The organism is Comamonas sp. A7-5, from assembly GCF_039581385.1.
GTDB lineage: Bacteria > Pseudomonadota > Gammaproteobacteria > Burkholderiales > Burkholderiaceae_C > Comamonas > Comamonas thiooxydans.
On the sequence record NZ_JBCPWO010000023.1, the window covers coordinates 1 to 24943 of the forward strand.

Genomic DNA, 24943 nt, shown 5'->3' on the forward strand with positions numbered 1-24943 from the left:
TGCTATGCGGATGGGGGGGCGCGATGCTATGCGGATGGGGGGCCGCGATGCGATGCGGATGGGTTGGGAGCCCTCAGTTTTCGTCGTTGGTCTGCCCTGCTAGGCAGTCTCCCCGGTCGTCAAAGTCAAGCGTCCACGCGCTTTCCCCGTCCTCCCCGATTTCTTGATGGAAATGGGCGCACTCAAAGCAGATAGCCCTTTGAGACATGCGTAGGTTCGGGTGCAGGGCAAACCGCGCACAGCGCTGGCCCTGCCCATGCGTGAGGCTCACGCCTCGCCGTCCTCTTCTCGCTGTTTGCGTGCCGCCTCTGCCTGGCGCTCGACCAGCTGCTCTATCGTGACGGTCTGCGGCCCGGCAATCATCTTGCCCATGGCGAGAAAATGCGAAACGTCCAGAATGTGAGCGGGGTTAATGCTCATGCCCTCGCGTGGCGAAGAATAGATAAATCCATCATCTTTATTGCTCATTTCTGCCTCCTTTAGTTGCTACTCAATCTCATGCAGTTACCAGACCCTCCAACGCACAAATATTCTCGTCCTGAGCCTCTTAGCTGAATCTCTGCATTAATCCCCTTTTGGACAATATGGCTACCATCAACCCGGTAAACGCCCTTATCAGTTTCAAAAGAAGTATATGAACTGGAGAAAATAAAGCCGCTATCTGTGGTTTGCATCCCGCCTTGAACTACTCCAGCGGGCGTAACTGAAACCACTATTGCGTCTTTCTCTTTCTTTTCTTGGGCTTCTTTGCTCATGTCGTCCACGGTATCAGAGTATTTTCCCCATGCAAAAGCTGCCAAGGACATACTTATCACAAGCCCCATCATTTTCAACATAAAACCGCCATCGCCCCCGCGTTTTTTTGAGAAATAAGCAGCGAAGCCAAAGCCAATAACGGCTATCAAGACCACGCTGCCCAAAGCTAATACCTTCGCTGACATAAAAATCCCCTCTCTTGTTAATCTAGGAAAACTGGCGGGCGTTCTCAAAGCTGCGTGCTCCGTCAATAAAGGCAATGCCCCGGCCAAAGCGCATATCAATGAGGGTGAAGGCGTTACCCGCTCCGCGCGCCTCGGCAACCCCTGCATAGGCTTGCTGATTAGCGCGAAAAACCATTTCCGTTGTGATACCTGCCATAGTATTCATTACAAGCCCCTTCTCTTGTTAGCTGATGATGTTTGCTGCGGAATACCTTATTATATGCGCCATATGGTGAATATAGCAAGACCTTTTTCCCTTTTTCCTCGCCCAACGGGCGGGGGCGGGTAGATCAGGGCACGCCCTGCATGGTGACAAAACCGCGCGATCGAGGAACCAGCTTGTCACCATCATGGCTTTGCGCGCAGCGCATAGCCGGTCGGCATTGGGGGAGCCCCAGCGGCGGGGGTTGCGTCAGCATCCCCCATGAGCGGGCAAGTGGTGGCCTAGAAGGTGGCCGCAGGCCAGTCCCAACGGGACTAAGGCGAATAGCCGCACCTGGCAGGGCATCCCGGTTTTTGCCGCTGCTGCGGCAAAAATGCCTCATAAACATCAGCAGCCAGGCACAAAAAAAGGGGCTATGCACCCCCTTCGGTATCGGCCTTTTCATGGTGACAAACTGAGCATGGCCAGGCTGAAAACTGTCTCCATGCCACACCCTCTAAGAACCCGCCCCTGGTGTCGAAGGCAGGTTTTTACGAGGCCTGGCAATTTCAACTCGCCGCTTTAGTCTCCGCACAGGTTCGCCCTCAGCTGACGCAACATGCTTCTCATTAACCAGCTGCAGAACATCCCGGATCATGCGAATCTGCAGTGAGGACAAGGTTCTGAAATGGTCGCGGAGGTCTTTTAAAAGCCAATAGGCTTCTTCGGGGCTGTCCAAGTCAATCACTAGCTTACGCTGCGATGCATCTGCAGCAAGAAAAAGCTCTTGGCGCTCTTGCTCCGTGAGTGAAAGTGCATCTGCAACGCGAGTGATGAAATCGTCGCCTGGGACACCTTTCAAGCTGCTCTCTACCGCTGAGATGTATGTCTGGTCATATCCGATAAGAACAGCTAAATCTACTTGTCGGACACCGTGCTTCATGCGCAAAGAGTAGAGAAGATTTGAAAAGGGGCTCACGGGACGATGCAGGTTGTTTGTGGACGCTAAAGCGTATAAAAAAAACGCAAAAAAGTCTAATTAAATCAACGAATTAAGAATGACACCATTGCTGAAAACATAGCTCTTTGATTTAAAAGGAAGTTTTCAACATGGTGGCAAAAAATGTCACTATTGTTGAAAAAAATATGGTGACAAAGAGAGCATGGCCAGGCTGAAAACTGTCTCCATGCCATCACCCCCTAAAGACCCGTCCTTGAAGCCCTTTGCGCTTGAGGTAGTCCAGTGCTTTTTGCGGCAAATCGTGCTCTGGCGCGGCTTTGCGCAAGGCCTGGGCTAACTTGCGGATCATCATCGCCATTTCGTCCATGGCCTGAGATTCCGGGGTCTGGTTGGGTGGGATGCTCATTGCTTTTTGCTCCTGTGCTGCCTTTGACCGTTCATTGTCCTCAGTGTTTTGAGGGTGGCTTGTCTCTTGCCTTTCCGTTGCCTGCTGGCCCCCCGCCGCCTCATACGACGCAGAAAAAACCGCAGGATCAGCCACACGACAAGGAAAGCTGCAGCCCCCCATGCACCAGTCTGCCCCTGCATCACCATGCGATGGCTGTAGGCGCATCTTCGGGCCGGATGTGTCCAGCAGCAGGCGCGGCAGCCGTAGCGGTCGCAGCGCTCTTTTTGCTGGGCCTGGTTGCCTCTGCCTTCGCCTGGGGTATTGGAGCCCCTGCAAAGCCCGTGACGCGGCCCACATAGCCGGTGGCATACCCACGGGTATAGCTGCCGGTCTGGTATGCCGATATTGCCGCCTTCAAGGCCTCCTGGCCTTCTCCATACCGGCGCACGGCCCCCGAGTAGAACTCGGTCAAGATGCGCCCCCCAGCTCCAACGCTGGTGCATGTGTCGAAAATGGTTTCTGCGGTCATACCGAAGCGCGCAAAGTGCTGGCTGTTGATCTGCGCGGCTCCCGCATCAAAGCGGTAGCCGTGCTCCAAAAGCCACTTGGCCATGCTCACGGCTTCGTCTTTGTTCTTGGGGGGGTTCGTCAGCCGGTAGGCCTTGCCGTCCTTGGTGATGTGGTAGCCAATGGCGTGCGGTCGAAAGGCTGATTCCGTCCTGATGATGCTTGCCATAGTCTGCGGCGCAACGGTAGGAGCGCACTGCTCCAAAAATGCCATGTCCATTACTTCCCCCTCTCCGTTTGCACGATCCTGCGCAGCTCACTTATCACTGCATTAGCCTTGTCTAATTCAGCTTGGAGCATCTTGTTTTTCTCTTGCTCTTTCAAAATTTTCTTCTTGAAATACAGACCGATTAGCGCACCAATCAGGCCAGCAAATCCGCCATAAATCGCATTCATTGCGTGGTCAGCAATTGACATTACCATCCCCTGCTTCTCAAAAAATCAAGTGAATCTGCGGCCACATAGCTTTGCCTGCTTTGGCGAAAATGCGGCTATTCTCGGCCCCCTCGATCCGCACACGGATCAGCTCTACACCAGCTCGGCGCTGGAGCCAGTAAACGCCCTGCAGCTCGGCTTGCTGCGCCCCATCGGTGCTTATCTGGCCCTCGGGGAAAAGCATCAGCGTTTCACCGGCCTGCAGGCGCTTGAGCATCGTTCGGATGCCATAGGGCGAGGCAATATCAACGGGCACGACTGCACCGAAGCCCAGCCAGGCCAGAACCGCCATGCCTCGCATGGCAATCTTGGAGCGCTTGGAGTAGTCGGTATCCACGCCAAAAGTGAGGGGCACAGGGCTTGCCAGGGCCACAATCACCCCATCCAAAAGACTGACATGGTTTGCACAAACGATGGCAGGCCCATGCTTGAGCTTTTCCAAGCTCTGCGCGGAATAGCTGGCCTTCACGCGCAAGACCGGCAGCAGGGTTTTACGCAAGACTGCTCTGATAATTTTTTTCATCATTGCCTCGGTGACTCAAAAATTGACGGCCTGCACAACAGGCACGGAAAACGCCCTACTCCATGCCCTCAAAGTCATGTTTTGGATGTGTGGAATGCTGGTGTCTGCGGCCCAATAGTCATTTGCAGCGCCGACAAGCAATTGCGGCTGCGCAGCCATGGAAAGCAAGGCTGGCCAGGCAAGAAGCTGCTCGTAGCAGACAAAGACTGCTGCGCGCAATCCGTTGAGCTGGCCCAGGCCGTGGCCCATCACATCGGCCACGGTGCCGCTGTCGGCCCAAGGCCGCCACATGGACACGGGCACAGGTATGCGCTGCTGCAGCTCGCCTTGCTCGGCCCCGACATAGACAAGGGAATTCCTTGTTGTATTGGTTCCGTCGATGGGTATTTCTGCACCGACAAGGACGGTGCGGCCCGTGCGTTTCAGCTCTTCGGCTGCGTCGGCCCACAGGTCGGCGGTTGCGTCTGTCCACAGGCCTGCAACGGTTTCAGGGAAAAGCATGTAGGGTGCTTTCGACTGCATCGCTATGGCAATCATCTGCTGGTTCGCAGCAAAGTCGCGCATGAAGTCGCGCCCGCCATCCCCTGCCCCGCCATAGTTGGTGTTCTTCGCCTCGATCCACTCCGGTGCAGCCGGTGTGGCCGTGAACACCAGCCCGGCCAGGCCGCAAGCGGCCAGGGCCAGGCCAGTGCGCCAGGGGGCATAGGCCACGACAACCAATGCCAGGGCCATAACGATCACCCCGCCCCAGCCCATGGCCGGGAAAAAGACGCCTGCGGCCAAAACCGGGTTGCCCCAGCCGACAAGGCCAATGGGGGGAATTACGCACAGGATGACGGCCACGGGCACGCGCCAGTAATAGCCCGTGCGCTGCGCGCTCCACAAGAGCGCCCAAGGCAGTGAGAGAGCCAGGCTTGCACCCAGCCACAGGCTTGCTGCAAACAAGGCCGCCCAATCGCCGCCAAAGAACTTTGCAGCGCCGATGGGCAGGCCTCGGGCCACGGCCAGGTAATAGGCCAGCATCACCAGCCAGGCGGCAGTGCGCCTGGTACGGGATGCCCACAAAGCCACGGCAACGGGAGCCAGGCCCAATAGGGCCAGGTTCCCGCCCCAAGCTGCAGCACCAATGGCTGCAGCTGCTGGCACGGCAAAGCGGATCTGCTTTACTAGGGTCATGGTGCAAAAAAGGATCTGTTGCAGCTCATGCAGCGGGCTTGCCAGGTGCGGCCTTTTTGGCGGCGGGCTTGGCCCCGGTGTCGGGCTTGCCGTTCTTGTCTGGGTAGGTCACTCGGCAGCCGTTGCGGTAGTTGCTGCAGCCCCAGAACTTGCCACTGGTGCCCCCGGTCAAGAGCCGAATTTGCCCGCCCTCGCACTTGGGGCACTTGTATGCCTTCGCCACGCTCAAATCGGGCTTGCCTGCCTTGTCATCGCACGCGAACTTGCACCCGGTTTCTCGGTACTTGTCGCAGGCCCAAAAATGCCCCCCCTTCTCCTTGCGCGGCCAGCGCTTTAGGTGGCCTTCCTTGCATCGTGGGCAAGCTGGCCCAAGGGTTCCGGCCAGGGCTTCATTGCTCGCATTGGCCTGCTCTACGTGCTGGGTCACAAAAGCCGCCTGCAGCGCGACAAATTCATCCACCCCCTGCCCTGTCGTTTCGATTTCGCGCAGCTCGCGCTCGTTCAAAGCGGTAAGGGATGCCGATTTCACATCAGGGGGCATGGCGTCCACCAGACCACGGCCCAGCTCGGTGCTGATGATCTGTTTGCCCTTGGTGCCCAAGAACTCGCGCGCCTTCAATTCCTTGATGATGCTTGACCGGGTGGCCGGTGTTCCGATCCCTTCACCGTCCTTCAAGATGCGGCGCTGCTCTTCGTCCTCCATGTATTTGTAAATGTTCTCCATGGCCTTCAAGAGCGTGCCATCGTTGAAGCGCGGCGGGGCTTTGGTCTTTTGAGACTGCAGGGTGATGGCCTTGGCCGTCACGCTGTCGCCCTGGTTCATGGCCGGTAGTGCCTGGTCGTCGGCTTCGGGCTTCTCGTCGGCTTGGTCGTCGGCTTCGGGCTCCTGATACACCTCACGCCAGCCAGCGGCGGTTATGACCTTGCCGGTGGCCTTGAAACACTCGCCCGCAACCTGGGCCGTCACGGTCGTAGCCATGTATTCATGCACGGGGAAAAATTGCGCCAGGTACGCGCGCAAGATCAGCTCGTAGACGTTTTTCTCTTTGTCATTGAGCGCCGCCAGGTCGCCGCGGTGCATCGTGGGCACGATGCCATGGTGCGCCGTCACTTGCTTGTCGTCCCATGTTGGGCTCTTGATGCTGGGGTCAGCCTTGGCAACAAGGGCTGCAAGGCGTGGGTTCACATGGGCCACAGCTGCAAGCACCTGGGGAGCGTCGGCGTGCTGGGATTCGGGCAAATAGGCGCAGTCCGTGCGCGGGTAGCTGGTGAGCTTGTGGGTTTCGTACAAGGCCTGGCAGATTTTCAGCACATCATCTGCCGAGTAACCGAATTTCTGTGATGCTGCCAGCGTCACATCGGCCAGCGAGTAGCTGCGCGGCTGCTTCTCTTTCTTGGCTTCCTGCTTATATTCCGTGATGTTTCCGGGCTTGCCTGTGCAGCTCGCTTTGAGCGCTTCGGCCACGGCCTTATCGGTCAGCCGCCCCTCTTCATCAAGACCCTTTGCACCCTCTGCAGCTTGCCATTTGGCTTTGAAGCTGCCGCCCTGGTGCTGCAGCTCGGCCAGCACGTTGAAATACGCTGCAGGCTTGAAATTTTCGATAGCTCGATCACGCTCTACGACAAGCGCAAGCGTAGGCGTCTGCACACGGCCAACGGTCAGCAATGCAGAGCTGCCGCCACGGCGGGCGCGCAGCGTGAATGCACGGGTCAGATTCATACCGATCAGCCAATCCACGCGGGAGCGCGCACGGGCTGCCAGGCCGTAGCGCCTGAATTGTGCGTTCGGCTGCAGGCTGGCCAGGGCTCTTTGCACGCTGGTGGCGTCGGTCGCGCTGCTCCAGTAGCGCAGCTCCGGGCCTTGCCATCCGTTCGCGTCGATGACCTCATCGACCAGCAATTGCCCCTCTCGGTCGGGGTCGCCGGCGTTCACCACGCTTGAGGCCTTTTTGAACAGTCCAGCAATGACCTGCAGGCGCTCTTTGGCTTCCTCCTTCGCTGCCGTTTTCCACACATTGGGGATGATGGGCAGGTCTTGCGGTCGCCATACCTTGCGGCCATTCGTGGCACGGGGTATGTCGTCGGCGGTGTATTCATCTGGCCCCAGCTGCTCATGCATGTGCCCAAAGCAGGAAGTTACGGTAGAGCCATCCTGGCAAGCAAAGAAGCCATTTCCACGGGTGACGATGCCCAGCTCTTCGGCAATAGCTTTAGCCACGCTGGGCTTTTCAGCGACGATCAAGCGCATAGTTTTCTTTCTGGTTGAAGACAAAAACCGGCGTCATGCCAGCAATCACGGTGTCTGCTTGGATAGGGCCGATATAGCGGCTGTCCAAGCTGCGGGGGTTGTAGGTCGATAGCACCCAAAGAGCGCCAGGCTCGATGCGGTAGGTGCCTGGTGCAACTGGCTGCAGCGGGCGGCCCTTGGAGTCGGTGGTAGGCAGCGGCCCATCAATCACCTGCAGGCCGTTTATTGCCATGCCTTTTGCGTCGATGGTCACGGTGTCACCAGCTCGGGCGGCCACGGGCTTGAGCATTGGAGCCAGGTCTTGCGGGCAGCTGCCGTGGGGCAGGTATCCGCGTTCGCGCACCAGCTCGGCAAACTGAGCTGGTGCGCAGAACTCCACATAAGCGCCCTGCTCTGCCTGGTCGTTCACTTTCCATAGCCCAAGGGGCAATGACTGTGTGATGTTGACCCTGTAACCCAAGGCTGCACCTACGGCCATTAGCGATATAAACATAGCACCAGGGAGCAAAGCTAACCCTATGGTTTTGCGCTTCACTGCTTACACCTTGGGCCAGTTGTCAGCGCTGCCGCTGGCCGCTTCGTCGGCGGCTTCCTCGGTGCGATCTGCACCCGGCAGGCGGTCGATGCGATGGGCACGGAAAACGATGATTTCCCGCGCAACCTTCTTGTTGTCCTCGCCAAAGGTGCGCGACTGAATCCGGCCCTCTGCGGCGATGTTGTCGCCTTTGTGCCAGTGCTTTGCGGCCAGCTCCGCAAGCGGGCCGTAGATCACCAGTGAGTGCCATTCAGTGTGCGATTTGCGCGCCCCGCCCTTGTCTTGCCAATATTCGGTTGTTGCCAGGCGCATATTGGTGACGGCCTCGCCGGATGGCAAGCGGCGCAAGTCGGGCTCATTGCCCAAAAATCCTTCCAGCTCTACACGGTTCTTGTTCATGGTTTACGGCTCCTTGGTGGCTTGACCTGCTTAACCTCAACGGGCTGCATGTCGGGGTTCGGGATGTTGTCGCCGTCAAGGCTCGGTTTGCGCTTGACGTAGGGCGCTGCTGCGGGCGGTGGCCCTTCGTCGGCCTGGCTGGCTCGCAGGCTCCGGCCTCCTGTCGCCTCTTCGTGCTCGTCCTCTTCCTCGGCGTCAACGACTGCAAGGGCTTCTGGCGCGATTTCTTCGGGCTCCTGCGGGTAGGCATCGGCCAGCGCCTGCGGCGCGTCCTGGGGCGGTTCTGGCGGCTCGGTGGGGCCGTCTAAGTCTGGTGGCTCCCCTTCAAAACCTGATTCCGCCAATGGCTCGCCGCCTGTGTAGTCGTCATCGTCCGAAAAAGTAGGCTCGTCGGGCGGGGCAAAGTCGTCATCTGGTGGCGGCATGTCTTCGGAAAAATCCGGCTCTGGCGGTGGCTCCAGCTCGTCCGGTGGGCCGTCATGCTGGGCCAGTGCAGTGATGGCCTGCTGCTGCTGCTCCTGCTCTTGTTGCCACTGCATTGCTGCAGCTGCTGCGGCTTGTTCGTCTTCCTCGGCTGCTACTACGGGCTCCGCTTCTTGGAAGTCCTGCAGCTCGACCTGTTCAACCTCCTGCAGCGGCTGTGGCTTGGGGTCTTGGACGGGTGCCAGGTCATGCACGATCACGGGCGGGGCCAGCTTGGCACGCTTGCTGAAAATCTCGTCCTTGAAGTAGAGAATTTGCTTGCCATAGATCGGTGCAAAGCCGGTCACGAAAATGAGCATGTCGCCCGCTTCGGTGATGTTTCCGCGCGCATCTTTCTTCGGGCCAGGCAGGCGCCCGCATTCGTCGGGCGTCAACAAGGGCCGCTCAATCTCTTGCACGTTCGTGGACACCTGGCCCAGCATGGGAGAAAGCCGGTTGCCGGAATAGCTGTGGTCTGCCTTTACAACCGTCATAGTGCCGGTCATGCGCGAGAGCAATTCGGCGGTTTCCGGGTTGTTCGGGGCGTATGCGATTCGGATGTGCGTACCTGAGAAAACAAGCTCGTTTTCGCCATACACGTTGTTGAGCTGCACCTTGTCTTGCACGATCAAGTAATACTTGATTCCATAGCCTGCGGTGTAGCCCATGGAGTTGACGATGTTGTCCATGCGCCCCAGCGTCGGGAACTCGTCGATGAGGGCCAGCAGCCGGTGCTTGTACGTCTGCACAGAGCGGCCATCCTCAAACTTCATGCTCTCGGTCAGCCGGTTGACGATCAAGGCAAAGAGCAAGCGCGTGAGTGGCTTCAAACGGTCTTTGTCGCTTGGTGGCACAACGATGTAGAGGGTGGCCGGTTTGTCACCATTTACAAGGTCGTTCACGCAGAAGTCAGAGCGGCCAATGTTGGCAGACACGATGGGGTCGGAATACAGCTGCAGCTTGACCTTGGCTGATGACAAGATGCCCGATAGCTCCTTGTCTTCCTTGTCCAGCATTTCTTGCGCCTTCTCGGCCACGACTGGATGCACCGATGTGGGATTGCCGCGCACTGTGCGCCATCCGTACTGATGCGCCTCGTCCAAGGGCGTCAGCAGCATTTCGTTCAGTGTTTCCTCAAAGCTCTGGCCGGGCGTGGTCAGCACTGCGGCGACTTCCGGCAGTGAGGCAATACGGCCCTCGGCCTTGGCCTTGTAGCAGGCATACAGAATCACGCCAGTGAGCAACGATGTGGCGCTCTCTACCCAATGGTCTTCATCGTCTGTGTCGCCCTTGGGGTGGGTCAACATGAAAGCGATGTTTTGGGCGTCCGAAACGTCGCGCGGTGTGCCTATGCGAATCTCGCTCAGTGGGTTGAAGCTATGCCCGCCCTCCAGCTCCACCGGGGAAAATTTCAGCACCCTTTGCCCGGCCTGCTTCTCGCGCCATCCTGCGGTGAGGGCGTAGTTTTCGCCCTTAATGTCATAGACCACGGTGCTATGCGGCCAGCTCAACAGAGTAGGCAGCACCAGGCCGACACCCTTACCAGAACGGGACGGGGCGAACGCAATGATGTGCTCCGGGCCGTTGTGCCGCAGGTAGTGAATCTGGCCGGTTTTTTTGTCTTCCCAGCCTCCGATATACACGCCTTCACCCTTGCCGATCAGGCCCATTTCTTCAATGTCCTTGCGCTCGGCCCAGCGAGCGGAGCCATGCAAGTGTTCATTGCCCTGCTGCAGCTTCCGGGTGCGGGAATACATGATGAGCGCGGCGAGCAAAACGGATGCCAAAGAGCCGCCTGCGGCCAGCATCAAGCCCTTCCAAAGAACCTGCTTCACCTCGGGCTGCGCAAGCTGGTTGAACTTCAAAAACCAGACGGCCCACATATGGGGCATGTAGATAGCCACCGGGCCTGCCACGGTCAGCGGATCGCCTAGTGCAGCCTGGTACTTGAATCCGTGAGCCATCCATTGCGTGGCAAGGACGTTCACGATCAAAAGCAGTGTGAGCCCTGCAATGAGGGCTTGCCACTGCAAGCCCCCAAAGTTGCGGGGCGTTTGAGGTAGTTTGTAAACGCCCTGCATGGTTTAGCGCTCCATCGCCTTCTCTTTGGGCCGTGCCTTGGTCTGCGCAACCTGGGCAGCGGTCGCCCGGCCCTGGTCGTACTTGACCTGTACGTGTTGGCCTGGCTGGGGGACTTGTCCGTTAAAGGTGCTCTTGTCGTGGGCCACTGTCTGCGTGGCTGAAACCTGCTGCATTACGTGGTAGGCGGTCTGTCCCACAATCGGCCCCTTGTAGTTGCCTTCGGCGGTCTGTGCGGTGTGGGTCTTGGCGTTGTTGCCCAGCAGCTCTTTGGCGTCGTATTGCAGGATTTCTACCGACTCCTTGAGCTTGGCTTGCCTCTGCTCCGGGGTCATCGCCAGGCCCATCACCTTCTCGATGTTCTGAGGCTCTGCACCCATGCGGCGCAGGGCATCTGCAGCCAGGCCTGCGGCGTCGCCTGTGCTGTTGTCAAAGCTCATGCTGTCGGCCTTCGTGGGCGTGCTGTTCACCACTACCGTGTCGGGCGTTACCGTCTTTTCCTGCAGCGCTTGCAGCGCGGCGGCGGTCGGGGCTTTCAGGGTCAAATCCCCGGATACCTTGTCCACGTAAGCAACCGCGTTCAACTCGGGCAGAGCCACTGTCTTGCCGTCGCGTGCAACGGCAGCGATGGCCGCATGATCCTTGATGTTTTCAATGTAGGACTTCTCGCGCGGTGCGCTGTCCAGCTCCTGTTTTTTGGTGGCCGCTTGTGCCGTCTGAGTGTTGCTCTTGGCCATGAGTTTTGCCTTGTCTGCTGGGTTGAGTTTTTCGGCTTGCTTTTGCACCTCCCACTGCTCGGCCCCCTGCATGAGAGCCTGGCTCTCGTCGGGTCGCAGTGCGGTGCTGTTGTATTCGCCGTGCCGGGCTTGGGTCTTCTCGTGGGCCTGCTCGATCATTCGATCAAGTGCCACCTCGCGGCCCTGCTCGCTGGGTGCTCCGATGCTGACCTGCTGGCCGGGCTTGGGGAGAGCCTTCAAGTCCATCTTGTAGAGCGCCACGGCCTGCCCTGGTGCGATTTCAAGGGCAATGCTGTGCTCGGTTTCGGCAATGACCTTGCCCTTGATTGGCTCGTCGCTTGCCAAGCGCCCAAAGTTCACGCTGTCGCCCATCTGCTCACGCACCTGGGCGTGCAGAACGTGGTAATCCCCCGTTGCGTTGCGGTCTTGGATGCTTTGGCGCAGCTTGGCTGCGTAGGCCGGTGTACCGCGTGGCGGCACATCGTTGGGCTGCAGTTCCTGGGCATCTTCCCGGCCTTGCTGCAGCTGCTGTGCCTGCTCGTTGGACAGCTCTTTTTCTCGATCCAGCTCCATGACGTAATCGGAAATTTTCGAGGCATCACGGGCCGCCCGGAAAAGCTCGTTCTTGTCCTTTTTCAGAGTCTCTAGCCAGCCATCCAGATAGCTTGCATGGCGCTCTGTGTCATGTGGCAAACCGATTTCTGCCTGCATGAAAACGCTTGCCATTTCGGCGCGCAGCTCTTCCTTGGCGTACTGGGTGGAGCCGAAGTAGTCAAACTTCGTGATGCCGTCCCGGTTCAGACGGCTTTCGTGCCCTGTCCAGTGCCCCAGCTCATGCAGGGCTGTACCGTAGTAGTCCACCTCGGAAGGGAAGCTACTTTTGGGCGGCATGGTGATGCTGTCCGATCCTGGGCTGTAGTAGGCTGCTGTGCCTTCATGCCGGATGCTTGCACCAGAGTTTTTTAGGATGCGCTCGGCTGTCTCATTGATCTGCCATTCTTCACGCTTGGGCGGCTGGATGGCGGGCACGCCGTCCATCTGCTGCGCGTTGAAGACCGTGTAGAGGCGCTGCATCGGCGGGTCAAGTTTTACGCGCTCTTCACGCCATTTGCCATCGTCGCCCTTGACCTTTTCCACGCGGTCAAACTGCCAAAATTCAACCTGCGTGCCCTTCTCGCCCTTGCGTACCTGCCACCCCTTTTCCTGGGCCTGGTTGTACGTCATCCAGCGCGGATCATCGTAGCCAAGGGCAGAGCCTTTGGCCATGAGGTAAAGGGCATTGCCGCCCGTGTAGGGGCGTCCTGTGACCCCGTTGTGTGGCATCTGCAGGGCGCGTGCTGCGGCCTTGTCGTCCCATGGCTTTTGCCAGGGCGCTACCCCGCGCTCCATCATGTCCACTATGGTGTCTGTGACCTCTTGCCGCCAGTCGCGGCGCTCTTTGGGTTGTGTCGCCATGGTGGTTCCTTATTCGTCCGGCTGCTCGTCTTCAAAGCCTGATTCAGCAAGGGGGATAGCTCCCATGTCGTCCTCCGTTGTCGGGTAGTTCTTCATGTCAAGAGGGCCGCTCGACGCGGCCCCTGTCCCATTGGTATGTGCCTGAGCCGCGTGCATATCAGCCCCCTCCCCCGTCGCTGGGTTGGCGGTACGGGTTGCAGCCGATGGCGTTCAACACGTTCCAATATTTCTGCCCACTCTTCATGTCCTCATAGACATAGACACCCCGGATGTGGTCGGGCGGAATGCGGGGGTTGTTGATCCGGTGAAACTCGTTCACTGCACGCTCTTTGTCGGGCGACAAAACGCCGTAACCAGCCCACAGTTCAATGTTGCGGTCGTAGCCGATGAACTGGCACAGGTTTTGGCGATTGATAGGCACAATCACGCGCCTTGAGGGCATCGCGTTGGAGATTTCAAAGGGCTCATAGCGGCCACCGTTGAAGCCTACCCAGCCCTCGGTCGGCGTCAGCAGCCACATGGCTACCGTGTCCTTGTTGATGTTGTTTGTGTAGCCTGGCTGGCCGTTGGTTTCGCGGGCTCCTATGAAAAAAGCGCCCGGCTTTCCAACGTCTGCCGGGTCAATGTTGACCGTGACGGTGATGGTGGTGTCGTAGTAAGAGCAACCGTCACTATCACCGCCGCCTCCCATGCACACATCTTGACGTGTTGCCGTAGCACTGCCTGCCAGTACCACAGCTGGAGCCGCCAGGGCCAATGCTCCAAGCCATTTTTTCAGCTTCATCTTTGGATTCCTCCAGATTTCCCGCGCGCTGCGTACTCGTACCCGTTCGGGCCAGGCTTGAGCTGCCCGCCTTTCACAAGCTCCTGGGCTCGCTTTGCCACTGCTTTGTGATACCGCCCAAGCCAACCCCCGTACCCGCTTTCACGGGGTAGTGAGGGCTGGCCTTTGGCTGCTCGCAGTGCATCGCGTGCAAGGTGCTTCTGATCTGTTAGCAGGGCTTCCGCTGGCCCCCTGTCAGTCACGACGATCTGCGCACGTTTTCGACCGTCGCCACCCTGGATGAATTGCCGCTCGATTTCGACAAAAGCGCCTGGTTGTAGCTGGCCCTTTCGGCGGGCCTCGTTGAGCGCTCCATCCTGATATAAATAATGCACTTTTGCGTCGGTTCCTTCAAGTAGCAAATAGGGTATCCCTCTGTTTTCATCCAGCCCTGTGCCGATGACTTTTCCGCTGAGTCTGCGCACGTTCCGCAGCTCGGTTGCCACCAGTGGCAAACGTGGATCGCTCAGGGTGTGCCGCTGTTCATGCAGTGACTTGAGCCGGTCATTGCCCACTTGCATCTGACGCAAGGCCTGCTCAAAAGAGCGATCTACTACCCATGTCAGCGGGCCAGTCTTATGCGCCAAGCCCATCGTGCAGAGCTGCTGCAACCGGCGAATTTCGCGCAAGCGGGCCTCTCTGATGTGCTGCGCCTTGGGAATGGGCGTGTTGTAGTCCAGCTTGTGGCCCTCAGTAACCGGCTGAGACTTGTTGCGCAGGGCTCTATCCAGCTCAGTAAAGCGCTGCTGGGTGACTTGTCTTTCAGCGGCAAGGCGCATGTCTTCGTGAGTGCGGTATCCAAGCTGGTTTGTTGCGAGGCGCTGCGCGTTCGCCCGGATTCCTGTCTTGATGTACTCCTTGCCAAGCCGCAGGGGCTGGCCTTGGTCGTCAACACCTCGGATGGCTAAATGCACATGTGGGTGTTCTGTATTGAAGTGCTCGACGGCCACCCATTGCAAACGGGTTCCCGTGTCTTTCTCCATCTGCTTTACAAGCTCTTTGGTATGGCGCTGCAAATCCATTTTCTCCCCGAATTCAGGGGAAATAATGAGCTTGAATAAATGGTCATCATTGGATTTCTGCCAGGCGTCTAACGTGCCCGCAATCTCCATATTATCCCCATCACTGCCAAAACCTCTAGCTGGTTGCTTATTTACTTGTTTGCGGCCTTTTGCCTTTCCAGATTTGCCATCACTTCCCCGTCGCAAAATGCTATGTCGTTCGGCTCCTCCTGGCTCCAGCTTATTACGTGCATCACCCGGCAATAGCATTTCAGCCCCTTTTGCTCCGATCCGTGCCACACTGATGCCGGACAGACTTCGCAAACTATTGAGGGATTTGGGCGCAAGTCCTCTCTCGTAATGCTCGCCAATGTAGGGCTTATATAAGGCGCTATCTCTCCCGTTTCTGAGAATTCTATCTCTGCTGGATGGCTCAAGTCCTGTAACTCTTCCAGCTCCGAATGATTCTGGCTCTCTTCCTGGCTGCTCATTGCTAATTTCCTCTTGCGTTGTTAACTCTTTTTCCTCGCCCATCTGGGCGGGGGCGGATTCAATCTGATTTTCTAATGATGCTGACTCTCTGGCTATATATTTTCCATGAGCGCCCCATTGACCATCACCCTTATTATTTGCATATGTCACCCTTACACTGCAGCGCTGCATACTCGTGCCAACTTTTGCAGTTGGCGCACCACGCGCAGGCCTAGAGCTTCTATTACTACCGCCACCAGATTTTTTGCTTTGGCTGACGATGTTTCTTAGAGATCGAAAAGCCTTAGCAAAACCCTGAGAGTCATTCTTAGGTTTTGCATTGGCCGTGACTTTAACCTTACCGCCAGGCTCTTTCTCCCCAGCGTCCGACTTCTTACTCATCATTGCCTTCTAATTTCTCCGCAAAGACCTTCGCCAATGCAGAATCAAGAGCCGCAGGAATACTGTCCATCAATGACTTATACCGAAGCCGTCCAACGGCTTGAGCCGCCGATTTTGCCTCGTCGTCTATTAGGTCAGGGGCCAACGTCAGAACCATTTTCATGAATTGGTCAATCACTGCAAATTGAAATTGCAAAGCTGAGTGCATTTGCGTCATGCGCTTTTGAAGTTTCAACTGTTGCTTTGCCATTCGCTCTTCCATCTGCTGCACCTCCGCCAAAAGGCTGTTGCGGTCAATGACCTGGCGCAGCGCATAGCGCCGGAAGTCAGCAGTAGTCATGCCTGCATCCTGGGCGGCCTGCTCGACCTGCTCCAGCAGCTCCACAGAGAGCCGTAGGGCAGGGATGCGGGTTGTTGTGGCCGCTCCGCTCTTGGTCTTCTTGGCGGGCTTCTTATCGCTGATACGGGGCATTTTGTGTGCTCTCAATGTGTCACGTTGAACGGTCTGTGTGACACATTCTAAATGCTTGTCAACAAAAGCGAAAGCAACCCGCAGAGCGCCTAAGTGTGCGCCATTCTTTATGTTCCACTAAAAATGTATTTGGATGTTGAGGCTGTTGGTGGTTTGGCCCCTCGGTTCCCTCGGAGCCCCTGAACACCCCCAGCTCCAAGGGCGTCAACGCGGTACACTGCACTTGCACTGCACAATCACTGCTGATACACTGCATTTGCACTGCACAATCACTGCTGATACACTGCATGAAATTGCACAATCACTGCACTTGCACTGCACAATCACTGCTGATACACTGCAAATATGTTGACAGAGACTGAAAGGAGCTTAGGAATGGACAAAGAGCGCGTAGCCACTGCGCTGCGTGACTTGGGCAGCAGTGAAAGCCGTTCCGAAACAGCCAGATTGCGCGAAGTCTTCCACGACATAGAAGCAGCATTAGCAGCCGGTGTCAGTCGCACTGCGATTCTTGAAACTTTGCATGAGCAAGGTTTCAAGATGACCCTCAAAAGTTTTGAGAGTGCCTTGTATCGACTCAGAAAAAAAGCTGCAGCAGGAAAAGACAAAGTTGCAAAACCTGTTTCGTCTATATCAGCCCCCGCCCCGGCCAGCATTCCTGCAGGCCAGGAAAAAACAGCCCTTGACACCAGCGAGAAACCAGCCGATGAAGAAACAAACAATTTACCATTGACACCAAGAGAGAAACGCGAAAGACGCGCAAACCAATTTATCAAACCCGAATCGACTAATCCGCTTCTTAAATCACTGAAAGGCAGTCAGAAATGAAAATCGCAGTTATTAATTTTTCCGGCAATGTTGGCAAAACTACTGTGGCACGCCATCTGCTCGCACCGCGCCTGAATAACGCTCAAGTTATTGCGGTTGAAAGCATCAACTCTGATGGCAATGCAGAAGCTGATGCAATCCGTGGAAAGCAGTTTGGCGAACTGCTGGAAGCAATGGCTTTGATGGATGATGCAGTCGTTGATATTGGAGCATCCAACGTCGAAGACTTCGTTAATCTCATGAAGCAATATCGCGGCTCCCATGAAGATTTTGATTTCTATGTGGTGCCTACTGTTTCCAAAAACAAACAGCAACGAGATACCATTTCGACTATTGACGCGCTTTCTGACCTGGGAATTCCGGCCAAAAAGATTCGGTTGGTCTTCAACATGGTTGAACTCGATGAAGTGCCTGAACGAGTTTTTTCCGGCCTTTTTGAATATCACGCCAGCGAAAAAACATTCACGCTCAAGCCCGAAGCCGTCATTCATGTGAACGATATTTATGGCCGTTTGAAGGGTAGCGAGCAAAGCATTGCTGATATTCTTTCCGATCCATCCGATTTGAAAGAACAGCTGAAAGCTGCACAAAATGCCGATGAAAAGCTGCGCATTAGTCGCCTGATAAGCATTAAGCGCCTGGCTGCTGGTGTTAGCGAAGAATTGGACGGGGTGTATAAAGCCCTCATTGGTAAATAATGGCAGCACCAAGCACTGCACTGGAAGCCTTAACGGCTGAATTGCTGGGGGACGTTGGCCGCCTGCATGATGACGTTAAGGCAATGGCTGCGGCTTTGCCTGGTGCGGCTCAAGCTATCCGCACCAGTGGTAAAGAGGCTGCAGATAGCATTAGCACCGCACTTGAATCTGCCGTAGCCGATCTGACGCATGAAGCAGCACAGCGCGAGGCCGCAATAGCTTCTCAAGCGGTTAATGAAGAAGTTGCACAGGCTCGCGCAACAGCTGCAAAGCTCATTGAAGAGGTGGCACGGGCTAACCGCAACGTCAACGCCTCTAAGTGGTTCACGGTCGCAGCTGGAGCCTGCATAGCGGTTGCAGCGGTCGCGGGTGGGGCAGGGTACTGGATCGCCTCGACACAAGCCGAATCTGCAGCTGCAAGGGCAGGGCGGGTGCTGGCTGGCCCCGAAGGTGCGGCAGCTGTGAAGCTGGCCGAGCTGGGCCAGGCACGCATTCTGCTGGAGTGCAAAGGGCCGGGATGGACTGAAAAAGATGGCTCTTGCTATGGCACGCCTGCGGCACCGGGGAAAACCGTTGGATGGCGCACCAAGTAGAAGACTCTCCCCGCCCCCCCAAGGGGGGAAAAAATGGTGACAAATCTAGGCCTGGCTGGTCTAGGCTTGTCACCATTCCTTATGGTGTCAGTGTGCAGCTGGCCAGGCTGGAATCTGTCACCATCAGCGGGTGACGCCCCGCGCCTGAATAGGCTTTAGTTTTGTCACATCGGCCTGGTTGCCCCGCCGGGCGCTGTAGTCGATCTTCACATCCATACCGGGCTGCATATCCCGGCCTACTATCGCCTTGTCGTGCACCACCAGCTTGCGGCCACCGACATGCTGCGTGATAAAGCTATCAGTGTGAACGCCCATGCGCCCTTGATAGTTTCCCGTCTTCATGTCTGCCATTTCTATAGCCAGATCGTTGTTTGATGCGAACGTCTGGAGCTTTCTTAGTTCAGCCTTGCGCAGCTCCGCGCGCTGTGTTGCATCAGACATTGACAGCCTTTGCCATGTTTAAACCCTTCCTTGAAAGCGCCTCCTGCTGTTGAGTAGGTTCTCCCATGCTAGGTATGGTGACAAGACCGACAAACTGCACGGTTGATTGTCACCAATGGACTAGGCTGTTACTTCCCCAAAACACCGCCAGCACAGATCAGCGCTCGACGCAAGCGGGCGAGTGTGCTACAGCCTAGCGTGCCTTGTAATAAGCATTTACACATAGATCAGCGCGACACGCCACGCTCCTGTGCCTTTTTTATGGTGCGGTCGATGTAGGCCTGCTGTCGCTGGGTCGAACCCTTGTGCGAGAGATCGCGTTGTGCAAGCGCCGCCTCTACAGCATGGGGCTGATGCCCCCGGCTGATTGCATAGGTGGCATAGGCTAGGTCAGCCCTGGTCAAGTCACCCCCATAGCGTTGATCTGCATGGAAGTCTTGGAGAGTCTTTTCTTTGAAGCCTTGGCCATCCTGGCGGGTCGGGGCCGAGCTGCGCGCCTGGCGGTATTGCTCCTGGCGCTGCTGCTCTGCTGCTCGCTCCTGCTCGATCACCCCATGGGCTTGTTGTAATAGTTCTCCGCGCCGGTCGTATTCGATGCCCGTGGCTTCGCGCAGCTTGACAAAAGGGAAGTGCCCATTGTCTTGCTGGTACTTGGGCTTTCTGTTTGTGAAGCCTGCAAGCCTGCCAAAGTGCCGCCAGTCCGCGCTACCTGGGTCGCCATCAAATTTTTCGGCGCACAGTCGTGCGGCGGCGGTCGATGTGGCCTGATCGAGCACAGAACCGTGCTTGACCCAAGCCTGAAAGTTGTTCGGGCTTGTCTCCACAACAGCTGCAGGCTGAAAGCCGGTCGCTTTCATCTGGTCAACTGCGCGCCCGCTCAGGTCGTCCAGCAGCGTGAGCCCGTGGGTTCCCGATGGCCTGATGTAGATGTTCTGGCCGCGCATGTTGCGCAGTTTCAGGTGCTTGATGGTGTCGTCGTGAAGCAGTGTCTCTTTGCTCCACGTTCGCAGCTCCATACGTTCGCCCACTTCCCCTGTTTTGGGATTCCTGTAGGCCATATCAAGCATTCCAACGTCGAACACTTCGCAGCCCATGGCTTGCACTTGCTTCTCAATCGCCAGCTTTGTGAAGTCTTTTTTCTGCATGAGGTGAACAGCCCATAGTTGCTTCTATCCAGTTGTTTACAGCACTTCAAAGTGATATAAACACGCCACTAAAGAGGGTAAGGTATCACATATGAAAGATGAACAGTGGATGCGCCTGATGGTCAAGCTCAAGCGGGAGCTTGGCGACACCATCATGGGAGCCCTAGGCAACCCGTCAGTGCTTGAGATCATGCTGAACCCCGATGGCAAGCTGCTTGTTGAAGAGTTTGGCAAGGGCAAACAGCAAGTCGGAACCCTCACAAACGTGCAGGCCGAGAGCATTGTGAACACGGTTGCGGCCATGCTCAACACCACAGTGGGCTATGACCGCCCCGGCCTGGAAGGTGAGCTACCGATAGACACAAGCCGATTTACTGCATTATTGCCGCCCGTTGTGGCGGCAACTTCCTTCACCATTCGGCGCAAAGCAACCAAGATTTTTACTCTTGGTGATTATCTGCAATCGAACATCATCACACAAAAGCAGCATGATGTAATTATCGACTGCATTAAAAATAAAAAGAATATTGTTGTCGCAGGTGGTACAGGCAGCGGAAAAACAACCTTACTTAATGCCGTTATTAACGGCATTTCGGTTGAAGCCTCGCATGACCGTCTTGTGATTATTGAAGACACGGGCGAAGTGCAATGCTCCGCAAGTGATTTTGTCACCATGCGCGCAGTTGGCAATTTCACAATGAACGACTGTCTCAAAAAGACAATGCGCTTCCGTCCTGACCGCATTATTGTTGGCGAAGTTCGCGGCGGTGAAGCTATGGCTTTGCTCAAAAGCTGGAACACCGGCCATGAGGGCGGCGCTGCCACTATTCACGCCAATAGCGCTTCTTTGGCTTTGCTGCGAATGCAAAGCCTTATTGCAGAAGCTCCCGAAGCATCGAATTACACCCCCGACATGATTAAGTCGCTGATTGGAGAGGCAGTCCATGTCATTATTTTTATTTGCAAAGATAAGGAGGCATTAGCAGGCCGAAGAATAAGTGAAATTGTCAAAGTCGACGGATATGACGCAATATCCGATCAATACCGTATTACCTCAATTCAATAACCGGAGTTTCCAATGAATTTCAATCAACCCCAAAAAACCCAACAACAAAGCCGCCCCCTGCGGTTCTTGGCATTTGTGCTGCTGCAATTCGGCATCGCTGGCCTGGCATTTGCAGGCTCTGGCGGCGGTGGCCTGCCCTGGGAAGGCCCGCTGCAGACCCTGGCCAACAGCCTGACTGGCCCGGTGGCCCTGGGCATTTCCATCATCGCAATGGCTGCTGCAGGCGGCACATTGGTTTTCGGTGGTGAGCTGGGTGAATTCACCCGCCGCGCTTTGATGCTCGTCCTGGCTATTTCCTTCCTGGTCTTTGGCGCTGCCTTTATGACCTCGTTGTTTGGCGTGTCGGGCGCACTCGTTTAAGGGCAGGGCAGCATCATGGATACCCCGCGCAAAATTCCTATTCACTCTTCCCTGAATCGTCACACTTTGCTGATGGGCGGTGATCGTGAGTTGGTAATGAGTGCGGGTTTCATTGCTGGCATTATGGTTTTTTCCCTTGGTACGGTGTGGGGGGTGGTTCTCGGCATTGCTTTATGGGTTATTGCCGTGGCCATCCTTTCACGTATGGGTAAGGCCGATCCACTAATGAGGCCCGTTTACATTCGCCATTTGAAGTATCAAAGCTATATGCCAGCGCTGGCACGCTATTGCGGCAAGCGTCGTGAAATTCCTCTTCAATGGAAAGTTAAATAATGCTCAATCTGACTGAATATCGAACCATAGAAGAGGGTTTGGCCGACCGCTTGAATTATGACGCCATGATTGAAAATGGAGTCATGCTCAATAAAGACGGCTCCCTCATGGCGTCTTGGTATTTTCGCGGGCCTGATCTTGCATCTAGCACCAATGATGAACTATCGGCCATTTCGGCGCGCATTAATAATGCTCTCCGATTTGGTACAGGTTGGATGTTGCATATTGACGATATGCGGCGTAAAGCGCCAAGCTATCCCGTTCAAGGTGCATTTCAAGACCGCACAACAAGAATCATTGATGAAGAGCGCCGACAGCAGTTTCTTGCAGAAGGCGCTCATTATGAAAGCGTTTTTGCGGTATCTCTCACTTTCCTGCCTCCCACAGAAGGAGTAGGAAAGGCAACAGATTTTCTTTTTGAAGGCCGCGAAAAGGGGGAAGGGAAGGGCGTTTTTGAGCGCGTTCTTCGTCAATTTGTCGATACCTGCCAAGATTTTGAAGACCAATTAGGCTCTATTTTTATCATGCAGCGCATGATTGGTCATGAATATATTGATGCACATGGCAAAGAGCATATTCGTGACGACATGCTGCAGTATCTGCACTATTGCGTTACGGGTGAAAATCACCCTCTTAATCTGCCTGCGGTTCCTTCATATCTGGACACTCTTATTGGCAATGCCGATTTTTATGGCGGTATTGAGCCTAAAGTTGGCAGCAAGAATATCAGAGTCATTGCGCTTGATGGCTTTCCTCAAGAAAGCTACCCTGGTATTCTCGCAGCCCTGGATGAATTGGCTATTGAATATCGTTGGTCAACACGATACCAATTTCTCGACCCCTACACCGCTCGCCCTTTGATTGATTCCGTTCGGAAAAAATGGAAACAAAAGATTCGCGGATTTAAGGATCAGGTTTTCCAGACACAAAGCGGCGCGGTAAATCTTGACGCTGCAGAAATGTCCCGTGATGCAGAAGTCGCAATGGCGGAAGCCGATAGCGGATTGATCCGTTTCGGCCACTACAGTTCTAATATCATTGTTTATGAGGATGATATTGAATTGGCGGCAGAAGCTGTACGCGAAATAAGAAAGGTTATTCAGAACCTCGCTTTCGGCGCTCGCGTAGAAACCATAAATGCAGTGGAAGCATTTTTGGGCTCTCTGCCTGGTCATGGGGTTGAAAATATCCGCAGATTCATGCTGAATTCGCTGAATCTCGCTGATTTGATGCCGACAACGGCGGTTTGGGCTGGTTTGCCTAAAAACCCTTGCCCATTTTACCCCCCAGATTCTCCACCACTCTTGCACGCGGCAACCAACGGCAATACTCCATTCCGTGTAAGCGCCCATGTGGGTGACGTTGGGCACGTTCTTGGCCTCGGGCCTACCGGCAGCGGTAAGACTACATTGGTCGGCCTTATGGTTGCCCAGCAGTTCCGATACCCGAACAGCCAGGTATTCGCCTTCGACATGAAATATGGCCTCTACGGGCTCTGCAAGGCTTCTGGCGGCGTTCATTACGACATGGGGCGCGAAGATAGCCAGCTGTCATTTTGCCCTCTCAAAGACCTTGATGATCGGTCTGATTTTGCTTGGGCTGCAGAGTGGATTGAAACTCTCTGCACATTGCAAGGCATGATTGTTACTGCCCCCATGCGTAACAAAATCACGCACGCACTTGAGCTGCTGAAAGAGAGCCCCACACGAACCATCACCGAATTCTGCGCAAACGTGCAGGATAAAGATATTCGTGAAGCATTGGAGCATTACACCATTTCCGGCCCTATGGGTTCCTTGTTGGATGCCGAAGAAGACACATTAAGCTCTTCTAAATTCATGGTGTTTGAAATGGAAGAGCTGATGGGTATGGGGCAAAAGAATGTTGTCCCTGTCCTTCTTTATCTTTTCCGCCGCATTGAAAAACGGTTGGACGGCTCCCCGACTGTTATCCCCCTCGATGAAGCATGGATGTCGTTAGGCCATCCAATCTTTGAGGAAAAATTGCGCGCCTGGTTGAAACTCCTTCGTTCCAAGAATTGCGCTGTCTGGATGTTCACTCAGTCGCTGACTGATATTTATAACTCGCCAATCCGCGATGTTATTTTTGAATCTTGCTTGACAAAGATTCTGCTTCCCAATCCAGAAGCAAAGAATGACACTGCGCGCCCTCTGTATCAGTCGCTTGGACTCAATGAGCGCCAGATTGATATTCTGGCTACTGCGACACAAAAGCGTCATTACTACTACATGAGCCCATTAGGGCGTCGTCTTTTCCAGTTGGGCTTGGGTGGCGTCACATTGAGCTTTGTAGGCGTTTCCGGCAAAGAAGATATTGTGCTGATTGACCAATTTATTCAGCGCTATGGTGAGACTTGGCCCGCAGAATGGCTGCGTTCTCGTGGATTCAATGATTGGGCCGATTACTGGCTCAGGCTTCCGGCTTAATTTTGGAGTTCTAATATCATGCAAAAACGCGACTTCGTTAAATCCGTCCTGGCTGTAAGTGTTGCACATATTTTTCTCGCGCCAGTGGCGCGCGCGGGCTCGGTGGGTGGCTTCGGTGGCTCCACTGAATTGACGCAATTGGCTAATAATGTTGAGCTGGTGAATTCCTACATTCAGCAAGCTCAAGCATATGTGACCCAATTGGATCAGTACCGGAATATGATTCAAAACACGCTCAACATCCCCAATCAAATTTGGGGCATGGTGATGAATGAGCTGTCCGGGGTTGCTAACCTTGTAAAACAAGGTCAAGCACTCGCTTATTCTGCTCAAAATATTGGGCAGCAGTTTGTGAACACATTTAAGGGATTTCAATTCCCTAGCGGTTTCAACTTCAAGACCGATTACAAAAAGTGGTCGCAAACCACAATGGACAGTTTGAAGGGTGCGCTTGAATCTGCGAATCTTCAATCTCAGCAGTTTGCAACGGAAGAGGGTGTTTTGAGCCAATTGCGCTCTATGTCTTCCAGTGCAACCGGCCAGATGCAAGCTATTCAGGTTGGCAGCCAAATTGCCGAGCAACAAGTTCAGCAGCTCCAGAAGCTGCGGCAGCTCATGATGCTGCAGCTGCAGTCACAGAACACCTATATGGCCGCACAGCAGCAAAAGGAAGACACCATTCAAGCAGCCAAGCAGGATGCCTATGAATACCGTGATCCTCGCCCGTCCAACTATCAAAGTTTCCGTGGTGGCTCCAACTAAATAGCACCAAAAAG

General features: G+C 55.4%; 27 protein-coding genes. 8 read left to right on the top strand and 19 right to left on the bottom strand.

Annotation, left to right across the window (positions count from 1 at the left end; translation table 11 throughout):
* Positions 1–267 precede the first annotated feature (267 nt).
* The 17 genes from AAIL67_RS23255 to AAIL67_RS23335 all read right to left on the bottom strand — a co-directional run bounded on the left by AAIL67_RS23255 (position 268) and on the right by AAIL67_RS23335 (position 16256).
* Positions 268–468, bottom strand: a complete 201-nt coding sequence (locus AAIL67_RS23255) for a hypothetical protein (protein WP_343485219.1) — start codon at positions 466–468, stop codon at positions 268–270.
* Between the two features lie 11 nt (positions 469–479).
* Positions 480–941, bottom strand: a complete 462-nt coding sequence (locus AAIL67_RS23260) for a hypothetical protein (RefSeq protein ID WP_343485220.1) — start codon at positions 939–941, stop codon at positions 480–482.
* 22 nt (positions 942–963) lie between these two features.
* Complete coding sequence (locus AAIL67_RS23265) at positions 964–1146, bottom strand: hypothetical protein (RefSeq protein WP_034382917.1); 183 nt, start codon at positions 1144–1146, stop codon at positions 964–966.
* A gap of 493 nt (positions 1147–1639) precedes the next feature.
* The gene (locus tag AAIL67_RS23270) at positions 1640–2101 is read right to left on the bottom strand and encodes a helix-turn-helix transcriptional regulator (RefSeq protein ID WP_343485221.1); all 462 of its coding nucleotides are present in this window, start codon (positions 2099–2101) and stop codon (positions 1640–1642) included.
* 214 nt (positions 2102–2315) lie between these two features.
* On the bottom strand, positions 2316–2489 hold the full coding sequence (locus tag AAIL67_RS23275; protein WP_343485222.1) for a hypothetical protein: 174 nt from the start codon (positions 2487–2489) through the stop codon (positions 2316–2318).
* 181 nt (positions 2490–2670) lie between these two features.
* Positions 2671–3258, bottom strand: a complete 588-nt coding sequence (locus AAIL67_RS23280) for a lytic transglycosylase domain-containing protein (protein ID WP_343485223.1) — start codon at positions 3256–3258, stop codon at positions 2671–2673.
* Complete coding sequence (locus AAIL67_RS23285) at positions 3258–3455, bottom strand: hypothetical protein (RefSeq protein WP_343485224.1); 198 nt, start codon at positions 3453–3455, stop codon at positions 3258–3260. The genes AAIL67_RS23280 and AAIL67_RS23285 overlap by 1 nt, the downstream gene beginning before the upstream one ends.
* 16 nt (positions 3456–3471) lie before the next feature.
* Positions 3472–3996 (bottom strand): 1-acyl-sn-glycerol-3-phosphate acyltransferase, encoded by a 525-nt coding sequence (locus AAIL67_RS23290; RefSeq protein ID WP_343485225.1) that lies wholly within the window; start codon positions 3994–3996, stop codon positions 3472–3474.
* A gap of 15 nt (positions 3997–4011) precedes the next feature.
* Positions 4012–5172 carry a hypothetical protein gene (locus tag AAIL67_RS23295; protein ID WP_343485226.1) on the bottom strand — a complete coding sequence of 387 codons (1161 nt, stop codon included), beginning with the start codon at positions 5170–5172 and terminating at the stop codon, positions 4012–4014.
* Between the two features lie 25 nt (positions 5173–5197).
* Positions 5198–7420, bottom strand: a complete 2223-nt coding sequence (locus tag AAIL67_RS23300; protein WP_343485227.1) for a DNA topoisomerase 3 — start codon at positions 7418–7420, stop codon at positions 5198–5200.
* Positions 7401–7913 (bottom strand): conjugative transfer signal peptidase TraF, encoded by a 513-nt coding sequence (traF, locus tag AAIL67_RS23305; RefSeq protein WP_343485229.1) that lies wholly within the window; start codon positions 7911–7913, stop codon positions 7401–7403. Before traF ends, AAIL67_RS23300 begins: the two co-directional genes overlap by 20 nt.
* A gap of 45 nt (positions 7914–7958) precedes the next feature.
* Positions 7959–8354 (bottom strand): single-stranded DNA-binding protein, encoded by a 396-nt coding sequence (locus AAIL67_RS23310; RefSeq protein WP_343485230.1) that lies wholly within the window; start codon positions 8352–8354, stop codon positions 7959–7961.
* A complete protein-coding gene (locus tag AAIL67_RS23315; protein ID WP_343485231.1) occupies positions 8351–10897 on the bottom strand; it encodes a type IV secretory system conjugative DNA transfer family protein in 2547 nt (848 codons plus the stop codon). The genes AAIL67_RS23310 and AAIL67_RS23315 overlap by 4 nt, the downstream gene beginning before the upstream one ends.
* Positions 10898–10900: 3 nt before the next feature.
* On the bottom strand, positions 10901–13087 hold the full coding sequence (locus AAIL67_RS23320; protein ID WP_343485232.1) for a zincin-like metallopeptidase domain-containing protein: 2187 nt from the start codon (positions 13085–13087) through the stop codon (positions 10901–10903).
* A 157-nt stretch (positions 13088–13244) separates the two neighbouring features.
* Positions 13245–13871 (bottom strand): hypothetical protein, encoded by a 627-nt coding sequence (locus AAIL67_RS23325; RefSeq protein ID WP_343485233.1) that lies wholly within the window; start codon positions 13869–13871, stop codon positions 13245–13247.
* Entirely contained in the window at positions 13868–15784 is a 1917-nt protein-coding gene (locus AAIL67_RS23330; protein WP_343485234.1) for a DUF3363 domain-containing protein, read from the bottom strand. The genes AAIL67_RS23325 and AAIL67_RS23330 overlap by 4 nt, the downstream gene beginning before the upstream one ends.
* A complete protein-coding gene (locus tag AAIL67_RS23335) occupies positions 15777–16256 on the bottom strand; it encodes a hypothetical protein (RefSeq protein ID WP_343485235.1) in 480 nt (159 codons plus the stop codon). The genes AAIL67_RS23330 and AAIL67_RS23335 overlap by 8 nt, the downstream gene beginning before the upstream one ends.
* Before the next feature lie 375 nt (positions 16257–16631).
* On the opposite strand from AAIL67_RS23335, the gene AAIL67_RS23340 reads away from it, so the two are divergent.
* Genes AAIL67_RS23340 through AAIL67_RS23350 form a run of 3 tightly spaced genes read left to right on the top strand, consistent with a single transcriptional unit; the run spans position 16632 to position 18375 of the window.
* Positions 16632–17084: a hypothetical protein gene (locus AAIL67_RS23340; protein ID WP_343485236.1), complete on the top strand. Its 453-nt coding sequence runs from the start codon at positions 16632–16634 to the stop codon at positions 17082–17084.
* A complete protein-coding gene (gene stbB, locus AAIL67_RS23345; RefSeq protein WP_343485237.1) occupies positions 17081–17782 on the top strand; it encodes a StbB family protein in 702 nt (233 codons plus the stop codon). Before AAIL67_RS23340 ends, stbB begins: the two co-directional genes overlap by 4 nt.
* Complete coding sequence (locus AAIL67_RS23350) at positions 17782–18375, top strand: hypothetical protein (protein WP_343485238.1); 594 nt, start codon at positions 17782–17784, stop codon at positions 18373–18375. The genes stbB and AAIL67_RS23350 overlap by 1 nt, the downstream gene beginning before the upstream one ends.
* Before the next feature lie 123 nt (positions 18376–18498).
* Here the strand turns inward: AAIL67_RS23350 and AAIL67_RS23355 are convergent, their stop codons facing one another.
* Complete coding sequence (locus AAIL67_RS23355; protein WP_343485239.1) at positions 18499–18816, bottom strand: hypothetical protein; 318 nt, start codon at positions 18814–18816, stop codon at positions 18499–18501.
* Positions 18817–19043: 227 nt separating this feature from the next.
* Positions 19044–19961 (bottom strand): RepB family DNA primase, encoded by a 918-nt coding sequence (locus tag AAIL67_RS23360; RefSeq protein ID WP_343485240.1) that lies wholly within the window; start codon positions 19959–19961, stop codon positions 19044–19046.
* A 91-nt stretch (positions 19962–20052) separates the two neighbouring features.
* On the opposite strand from AAIL67_RS23360, the gene trbB reads away from it, so the two are divergent.
* Genes trbB through trbJ form a run of 5 tightly spaced genes read left to right on the top strand, consistent with a single transcriptional unit; the run spans position 20053 to position 24929 of the window.
* The gene (trbB, locus tag AAIL67_RS23365; protein WP_343485241.1) at positions 20053–21027 is read left to right on the top strand and encodes a P-type conjugative transfer ATPase TrbB; all 975 of its coding nucleotides are present in this window, start codon (positions 20053–20055) and stop codon (positions 21025–21027) included.
* Positions 21028–21039: 12 nt separating this feature from the next.
* Complete coding sequence (locus AAIL67_RS23370; protein ID WP_343485242.1) at positions 21040–21387, top strand: TrbC/VirB2 family protein; 348 nt, start codon at positions 21040–21042, stop codon at positions 21385–21387.
* 15 nt (positions 21388–21402) lie between these two features.
* The gene (gene trbD / locus AAIL67_RS23375; protein WP_343485243.1) at positions 21403–21720 is read left to right on the top strand and encodes a conjugal transfer protein TrbD; all 318 of its coding nucleotides are present in this window, start codon (positions 21403–21405) and stop codon (positions 21718–21720) included.
* Entirely contained in the window at positions 21720–24167 is a 2448-nt protein-coding gene (locus tag AAIL67_RS23380) for a conjugal transfer protein TrbE (RefSeq protein WP_343485244.1), read from the top strand. Before trbD ends, AAIL67_RS23380 begins: the two co-directional genes overlap by 1 nt.
* A gap of 18 nt (positions 24168–24185) precedes the next feature.
* Complete coding sequence (gene trbJ / locus AAIL67_RS23385; RefSeq protein WP_343485245.1) at positions 24186–24929, top strand: P-type conjugative transfer protein TrbJ; 744 nt, start codon at positions 24186–24188, stop codon at positions 24927–24929.
* Positions 24930–24943 lie beyond the last annotated feature (14 nt).